At 64.0% G+C, this 7,102-nt stretch carries 9 protein-coding genes; 2 read left to right on the top strand and 7 right to left on the bottom strand.

Going from position 1 to position 7,102, the window contains the following annotated elements; translation table 11 throughout:
• Positions 1–122: 122 nt before the first annotated feature.
• The gene (locus tag VMS96_01710; protein ID HVP42115.1) at positions 123–587 is read left to right on the top strand and encodes a hypothetical protein; all 465 of its coding nucleotides are present in this window, start codon (positions 123–125) and stop codon (positions 585–587) included.
• A gap of 257 nt (positions 588–844) precedes the next feature.
• Positions 845–1,666, top strand: coding sequence for a hypothetical protein (locus VMS96_01705; GenBank protein ID HVP42114.1), 822 nt, complete (start codon positions 845–847; stop codon positions 1,664–1,666).
• Positions 1,667–1,926: 260 nt separating this feature from the next.
• On the opposite strand, the gene tnpA is transcribed toward VMS96_01705, so the two are convergent.
• The 7 genes from tnpA to VMS96_01670 all read right to left on the bottom strand — a co-directional run.
• Entirely contained in the window at positions 1,927–2,376 is a 450-nt protein-coding gene (gene tnpA, locus VMS96_01700; protein HVP42113.1) for an IS200/IS605 family transposase, read from the bottom strand.
• A gap of 174 nt (positions 2,377–2,550) precedes the next feature.
• Positions 2,551–3,318 carry a uracil-DNA glycosylase gene (locus VMS96_01695; protein ID HVP42112.1) on the bottom strand — a complete coding sequence of 256 codons (768 nt, stop codon included), beginning with the start codon at positions 3,316–3,318 and terminating at the stop codon, positions 2,551–2,553.
• Positions 3,319–4,539, bottom strand: coding sequence for a bifunctional phosphopantothenoylcysteine decarboxylase/phosphopantothenate--cysteine ligase CoaBC (coaBC, locus tag VMS96_01690; protein HVP42111.1), 1,221 nt, complete (start codon positions 4,537–4,539; stop codon positions 3,319–3,321). It abuts the gene before it with no gap.
• Between the two features lie 53 nt (positions 4,540–4,592).
• Positions 4,593–4,832 carry a DNA-directed RNA polymerase subunit omega gene (gene rpoZ, locus VMS96_01685; protein ID HVP42110.1) on the bottom strand — a complete coding sequence of 80 codons (240 nt, stop codon included), beginning with the start codon at positions 4,830–4,832 and terminating at the stop codon, positions 4,593–4,595.
• A gap of 13 nt (positions 4,833–4,845) precedes the next feature.
• Positions 4,846–5,565 carry a guanylate kinase gene (gmk, locus tag VMS96_01680; protein ID HVP42109.1) on the bottom strand — a complete coding sequence of 240 codons (720 nt, stop codon included), beginning with the start codon at positions 5,563–5,565 and terminating at the stop codon, positions 4,846–4,848.
• A complete protein-coding gene (locus tag VMS96_01675) occupies positions 5,562–6,449 on the bottom strand; it encodes a YicC/YloC family endoribonuclease (protein ID HVP42108.1) in 888 nt (295 codons plus the stop codon). Before VMS96_01675 ends, gmk begins: the two co-directional genes overlap by 4 nt.
• 2 nt (positions 6,450–6,451) lie before the next feature.
• Positions 6,452–7,102 (bottom strand): ATP-binding cassette domain-containing protein (locus VMS96_01670; GenBank protein HVP42107.1); only part of this gene is annotated, 651 nt, incomplete at its 5' end.

Below are 7,102 nucleotides of genomic sequence, written 5' to 3'. Positions count from 1 at the left end.
GGTACTAGGTGTGGGGTGCCAAGGCGTAACTTGTGATAACGGCTGTTCACAACAATCACTGCCTACAGTTGGGTGGCCTGCTGTATGCTTCCCGGAGCCTTAACGGTTGGAGACGCAAGCCGATGATGTGGTCTGAGGCTCCCGGCACAATCAACAAATTTGGGCGTACCGCTTGGAAGTTCCAGCAGACCTTCTTAACTCCGCTGAAAGATGTGCGCCGGTTCGTGGAGACAATTGCTTCAGCGATGAAACCAGTAGAAAAAGCATCCCTAACCGTTGATACGTGGGTCTTCGAGCCTAAGCACCTTGACGCTCTGCTTGCCGGTTATGACCTATCGCCGCAGTACCGGCGCGATTCAACGGTGACCGCCTCTGGCAAGAAAGAAGTTGAGGAGCTTCTGTACGCCGCACTGAGTGATTGGGTGGACTTCCTGTTCGTTCCGCAGCCCAAACCCTTTGTAATCTACGCTGACCATGACGAGTACACGACGTTCTACGCGCAGATTCGCTCCAATCTCAATCGTGTAACAAAGCCTTTGTCCGAGAACGGCTTCAAACTGGTCTCAGGTTATGTACGGCGATTCTGAACATCACTCGGCGGTCGTAATCGTTGTGAAATCGCCTTCGCACAAGCGTGCGCTTTTTGTTCGCCTGACCGGCAAAACGAGAGGTAGTCCGCAGCTCCTCCCCGACGACAGAATTGTTGCTGCCTACCCCATCCTCGGGCGTCAGCTGTGCGAGCACGGGCCGCCCAGGGATCTCGCCCAGAAGCTAATGCTGGCGCGGGGCTCAGCCTGCTGGCCTAATATGGTGAAGCCATCACGACCATCGTGCGGAGCGCGTCATGACTGTCAGGACACTTTCCGTCTTGCTACTCCTCGTATCGGCGGCAGTCACGGCCGGCTTTGCCCAGGCGGCGCCGGCATTCGCGCCGGAGGCTCTCGCCAAGTCGCTCGACAGCCTGGAGAAGGACCTCGCGGCTTCCGGATGTGTCGCCGAACGCAGCGCCTGCGAAGACAGTGCGGACGAGAAGACCCGCAGCCTCCTGGCCCGCGCCCGCGACCTGGGGACGGCATTGCATCTTTCCTCAGAATCATTGAAGGGCTGTAAGGAGGTGTCGCTCACCCGCCTTCGTCTCGACGGCGCCCATGAGGCCGGGTACCTGCAGACCCAGTGCGGCGTGGACCTGAACCTGGTCTTCATGGTCAAGGAGGATGAGAGCTGGCGCTATCTCCAGACCCTGGTCGTACCCAACCGGTACCACGAAGCGCGGGTCACCGCCGGCTCGGTGACGGGAGACAACTCACAACAAGTGATGGTCCACCGGGCGCAGCACCAGTCCAGGAACGGGGCGAGCCATACCAGCTTCGTCATCTACAAGCTGCGCGGGGGGGGACTCGAGCCCATCCTCGACCTGGTTGAGTCGGGACTGGCAGCGGACCCGTGGTCGCAGCAGGAGGTCTCGCAACGCAGCGAATTCACCTTCCGGCAGAACAAGGAGACCGGCCCGCATTTCGAGGAGACGCAGATCGTCAGCACTTCGGACCTGAAGATCCAATTGAAGCGGGAGCATATGTGGGCGAAGGACAGCCAGATGTTCGTCGCCACCCAGTGGTATTCCGCTCAGCCCCTGACGCCGCAAAAATCCAAGGCGCGGGCTCGCTAGTTCAACCGTCCCTGACGGGCTGTTCGCTCACAATCCTCCACGTACCCGGCACTAACGTGCCGGGCTACATTGATCCCCACCCTGCGGGCAATGGCTGTCATGCGAAGCCTGGCTTAATCCCAGCCGTCAGGATTTGCTCCGCAGACCGCCCCAGTCCGCGCAAGCGGACGGCTGATTGTAGCCCGGCACGAAGCCGCGCAGCGACGCAGTGCCGGGTGGCTGGCCGAAGTGGCAGCAGTCCCGTAGGGACGGCTGAACATCTATCCGAAGACATATTGTTCGTCGAAAGCGACCTGATTCTTGCGTAGGAATGCACGGAATTCATCTTCAAACGAAACTCGGGCGTGATGTTCCTTTTGGTTCCGAATGTATTCCATGGTATGCGGCACCTGCGATTCGCCAATGGTGAAGGCGCCGTAAGCTTCCTGCCAGGCAAACTGGTCCCGGTCGGGGTGCTCACGCATCCACTTCGAAGAACCGGCCTTTATCAGCTGCACCGCTTTAGCAACCGGCAGTGTGGGTGGCAGGACCAACAGTATATGGCAATGGTTGTCGATGCCACCGACCGCCAGAGCTTTGAAATCGTTGGATCGAGCAATCCCGCCCATGTAGGCCCATGATTCCGCTTGGACATTGTCCGCAATCAGCGATCGTCGGTTCTTGGTGGAGAACGCGCAGTGGTAGAGAAGATTCGTATATGTGTGCGCCATGGTGGGCGCATTGTAGCGCGGGCGTTCAGCCGTCCCTAGCGGGACTGGTTTCCCTTAACCAACGCATACCCGGCACTGACGTGCCGGGCTACATTCACCCGTGCCCTGAAGGGCACTGGTTACACGGTCGATCAGAGCAGTTTGTGCAAGTGAGTGCCTTAAGAAAGGCGAGGGTCACGAAGACGACTTCCTGGGCGCCGGCAGGCCGAGCTCGCGCATGGCGATCTGCAGATCTTTCCAGGCTTCGCCCTTCTGGCGCGGGTCGCGCAGCAGGAACGCGGGGTGGTAGGTGACGATCAGCCGGGAGCCGCGAAAATCGTAGGTGCGGCCGCGCAACGAGGCCATGGAATCGTTGAGACCGAGCAGATTCCTGGCGGCCACCGCCCCCAGCGCCACGATGACCCTGGGCCCGATGGCGTCGATCTGGCGCATCAGGAAAGACGAGCAAGTGTCGCACTCCTCGCGTTCCGGAGTGCGGTTGCCCGGGGGACGGCATTTCACCACGTTGGCGATGTACACGTCCTCGCGGCGCAGGCCCATGGCGGCGATCATCTTGTTCAGCAACTGGCCGGCGCGGCCCACGAAGGGTTCGCCCTGCTCGTCTTCGTCGGCGCCCGGTCCTTCCCCCACGAACATCAGCTCGGCTTGCGGGTTCCCCACCCCGAAAACGATCTGCTTGCGCCCCTGCCGGTGCAGGACGCAGCGGGTGCAGTCGCCCAGGTCTTCCCGGATGATGCGCAGGGCATCGGCGGGATCGCCGGCGCGCGATTCAGGACGGGCGGGGGCGAACAGATCTTCCGCGCCTCCGGCGCTCGGGGGCGAGGGCGCCCGCGCCACAACTGCGTTGGCTACCTCGCGGCGATACAGATCGTAGATGCCCAGCTCGCGGTAGTAGCGCACACGCTCGGCTATGTGCTCTCTGAGCTTCGGACCGAGGGGCATTCAGCGGCGGGCGCCGGCGGGCTGCCGGCGGTGCTGGCGGAGCTTCAGGACGGTGTCGAGCACGCGGTGTGCGACGTCCCACTTCGTGCTCTCGGGGACTTCGATGGTCTGGTCCGCGGTCAGGATGGTGACCGCGTTGCGGTCGGAATCCATGCCGATGCCTTTGCGCGAGACGTCGTTGACCACGATGGCGTCCACGCTCTTGGCGTTGAGCTTCTTGCGCGCGTTCTCCAGCACGTTGTCGGTCTCGGCGGCGAAGCCGATGATGATCTGCGATTCGCGCTTGCGCGCCACTTCGGCCAGGATGTCGGTGGTCGGCTCCAGTTCCAGCGCCAGCTCCCCCGAGCGCTTGATCTTCTTCTCCGACTTCTGCTTGGGCCGGTAGTCGGCGACCGCCGCCGCCTTGATGACCACGGATGCCTCGGGGAGGCGCTTGAGCACCGCCTGACGCATCGCCTCCGCGGTTTCCACGTGGATGACCTCGGCGCCCGCGGGGGCATGCAGCGCCGTAGGCCCGCTCACCAGGATGACGTTGCCGCCGCGCCGCAGCGCCGCTTCCGCCAGGGCGTAACCCATCTTGCCGCTCGAGCGATTGCCGATGAAGCGCACCGGGTCGATGGGCTCGCGGGTCGGGCCGGCGGTGATCAGCACCGTCTCGCCGACGAAGTCCTGGTGCGCCCCCAGGATGTCCATCACCGTGGCCACGATGCTCTCGTTGGCCGCCAGCCGCCCCGGCCCGGTCATGCCGCAGGCCAGGTAGCCGGCATCGGGCTCCACCACGCGGACCCCGCGCTCTTTCAGCTTCGCCAGGTTCGCCTGAGTGGCGGCGTTCTCCCACATGTTGACGTTCATGGCGGGAGCGACGGCCACGGGAGCGGTGGTGGCGAGGAAGAGGGTGGAGAGGAAATCGTCGGCCAGGCCGTGAGCGAACTTGGCGAGGGTGTCGGCGGTCGCGGGCGCGACCACCAGGGCATCGCAGGACTGGGCCACCGCGATGTGCTCGACCGCGGAATCGATGTTGGGCTGCTCCGCCCCTTGCCCGAACAGGTCGGTGATGACCTTCTCGCCGGAGAGCGCGGCGAAGGTGAGCGGCCGCACGAACTCCTGCGCCGCCCGGGTCATGATCACCTGCACCCGCACTCCGCGGTCCTGGAACAGGCGCACCAGTTCCGCCGCCTTGTAAGCGGCGATGCCTCCGCAGACACCGAGCGCGATCTTCATAGAGATTCGATGATCGACGCCAACGAAACGTAGCCAGCTACGTCTCTACACGATTATCGGACGACGCCGAGGGCCTGGTCGAGCAGTTCACTGACCTTCGAGGCCTCACTCTTCTCGGGCGCGCCGACCACGAACTTGACCTTGCCGGCCTCGATCTCCTGTTGTGCGATCTTGCACGGCTTGCGGGCCGGGGTTTCCACCAGCGGGCGGGCGCCCCCCTGCAATTGCCGGGCGCGCCGCGCAGCCACCAGGATGTAGCGGTAATTGCTGTCGAAACCTTCCATGAGCTTCATACGCCCAAACACCTCAATCTGCCCTGGGGGCCGGGGCCAAACCGAATGACTCGAGGATCGGCTGCAAGCGCGGCTGCATGTTCTGCTGCCGGCAGCTCTCGGCCAGACTCACCAGCTTCGCCTCTGCCGGGGTAAGACTTTTCCCTGCGCGCGTCAGACGTTCGGAGAGAACGATGGCCTTGAGCTCGTCGATGGACTGTTCCAGCCGGTCGTTCACAAGAATATAGTCGTAGTCCGGGTACTTCTCAATCTCTTTCGTGGCGGTGTGCAGGCGGCGCTGGATGGTCTCCTCGGTGACGGGGTGGCCGGCATGGGCGTCGGCCTCGCTGCGGCGGTGCAGGCGGCGCTCCAGCTCGGCCCGCGACGGCGGCAGCACGAAGATGGAGACGGCTTCCGGCAGGCGCTTTTTGATCTGCCCCGCGCCCTGCACGTCGATGTCGAGCAGCAAGTCCTGGCCGCGCCTCCTGGCGTCTTCCAGGAAGCGCCGCGCCGTCCCGTAGTAGTTGCCGAAGACTTCGGCATGTTCCAGGAACTCGTCGCGGCGCAACATGCGCTCGAATTCCTCGCGCGACACAAAATAATATTCCCGGCCGTTCTGCTCGGAGCCGCGCGGCTTGCGGGTGGTGTAGGAGATGGAGAATTCCAGGCCGGCCACGACCTTGCGCAGCTCACTGACCAGGGTACTCTTGCCCGAGCCCGACGGCGCCGAAATGATGAAGATGAGGCCGCTCACTCGACGTTCTGCACCTGTTCGCGGGATTTCTCGATCTCCGACTTCATGGCCAGGCCCAGCTCGGTGATGCGCAGGCCCTCGCCTGCGACCCCCGCCGTCTTGGAAAGCAGGGTATTAGCTTCGCGGTTCATTTCCTGCAGCAGGAAGTCGAGCTTCTTGCCGACCTCTCCGCCGGAATCCAGCAGTCCCAGGAAATGGGCGACGTGGGTGTTGAGGCGGACGATCTCCTCCTGGATGTCGCTGCGCTCGGCCAGCAGGGCGGCTTCCTGCAGGATGCGGTCCTGGTCGGCGTGGGCGCCGATGAGCTCCTTCAAGCGGCTCTGCACCTTTTCCAGGTAGGCGCGGGAGACGGCGCCGCGCAGCTTCTCGATCTCGCGGTTGGCCTGCTGCAGATGGGTCATGCGCTCGCGCAACTCGCGTTCGATGCCCCGGCCTTCCTCATCGCGCATGGCGTTGAGCAGGACAGCGGCTTCCTCGAGCTTGGCCATGACCGCGGCGTCGAGTTGTTCGTCCACCGCTTCTTCCCCGCCGCCCATGGCGCCGGGCAGGCGCAGAATGGCGTTCAGGTCGGGTTCTGCGTTGATGCCGAACTCTTGAGCGGCGCTGCGGAAGGCTGCGACATACCCGTTCACCAGCTCGCGGTTCAGCGCGAAACCGTTGCTGGCGGCCTTCTCCATGCTCAGGACCAGCTCCACGTGGCCGCGCGCCAGCTTTTCCTTGAGGAAGCGGCGGATCCTCATCTCCAGCGCGTCGGTCTGCCCCGGCATGCGCAGGTGCAGGTCGAGGAAGCGGTGGTTGACCGACTTGAGCGCCAGCGAGAACCCCAGGTCTTCGCGCGCCTGTCCTTTGACGCTGGCGAACGCCGTCATGGAGCGGATGGGCATGGCTATGGGTTCGGGGCCGGGACGCGCGACTGGTCAACATCTACGAACTGCAAATCATACAACCTGCGGTACGTTCCCAGGCGGCCAAGCAGGTCTTCGTGGGTGCCGGCGTCGGTGATGGTGCCGTTCTCCAGGACGACGATGCGGTCGGCGCGGCGCACGGTGGAGAGCCGGTGGGCGATCACGAACACGGTGCGCCCGGCCATCAGGTTCTGCAGCGCCGACTGCACCAGGGACTCGGACTCGGTGTCGAGCGCCGAGGTGGCCTCGTCCAGGATCAGGATGGGGGCGTTCTTCAGGATGGCGCGGGCGATGGCGATGCGCTGGCGCTCGCCTCCCGACAGGCGCACGCCCTTCTCCCCGATCACGGTGTTGTAGCCCTCGGGCATGGCGGTGATGAAGTCGTGGGCCAGGGCCGCCTGGGCGGCCTCGCGCACCGCCTGGTCGGAGACGTGCGGCTGCCCGTAGGCGATGTTGTTGCGCACCGTGTCATTGAACAGGATGGTCTCCTGGGTCACGATGCCCACCTGAGCGCGGAGCGAACCGAGGGTCAGGTCGCGCACGTCGTGGCCGTCGATGAGCAGCCGCCCGGCGCTGACGTCGAAGAAGCGCGGGATCAGGTGGATCATGGTGGTCTTGCCGGCGCCGCTGGA

This window comes from Terriglobales bacterium (assembly GCA_035543055.1).
Lineage (GTDB): Bacteria > Acidobacteriota > Terriglobia > Terriglobales > Acidobacteriaceae > JAIQFD01.
Note: the sequence above shows the minus strand (reverse complement) of the source record. Positions and strands in the feature narration are given on the sequence as shown.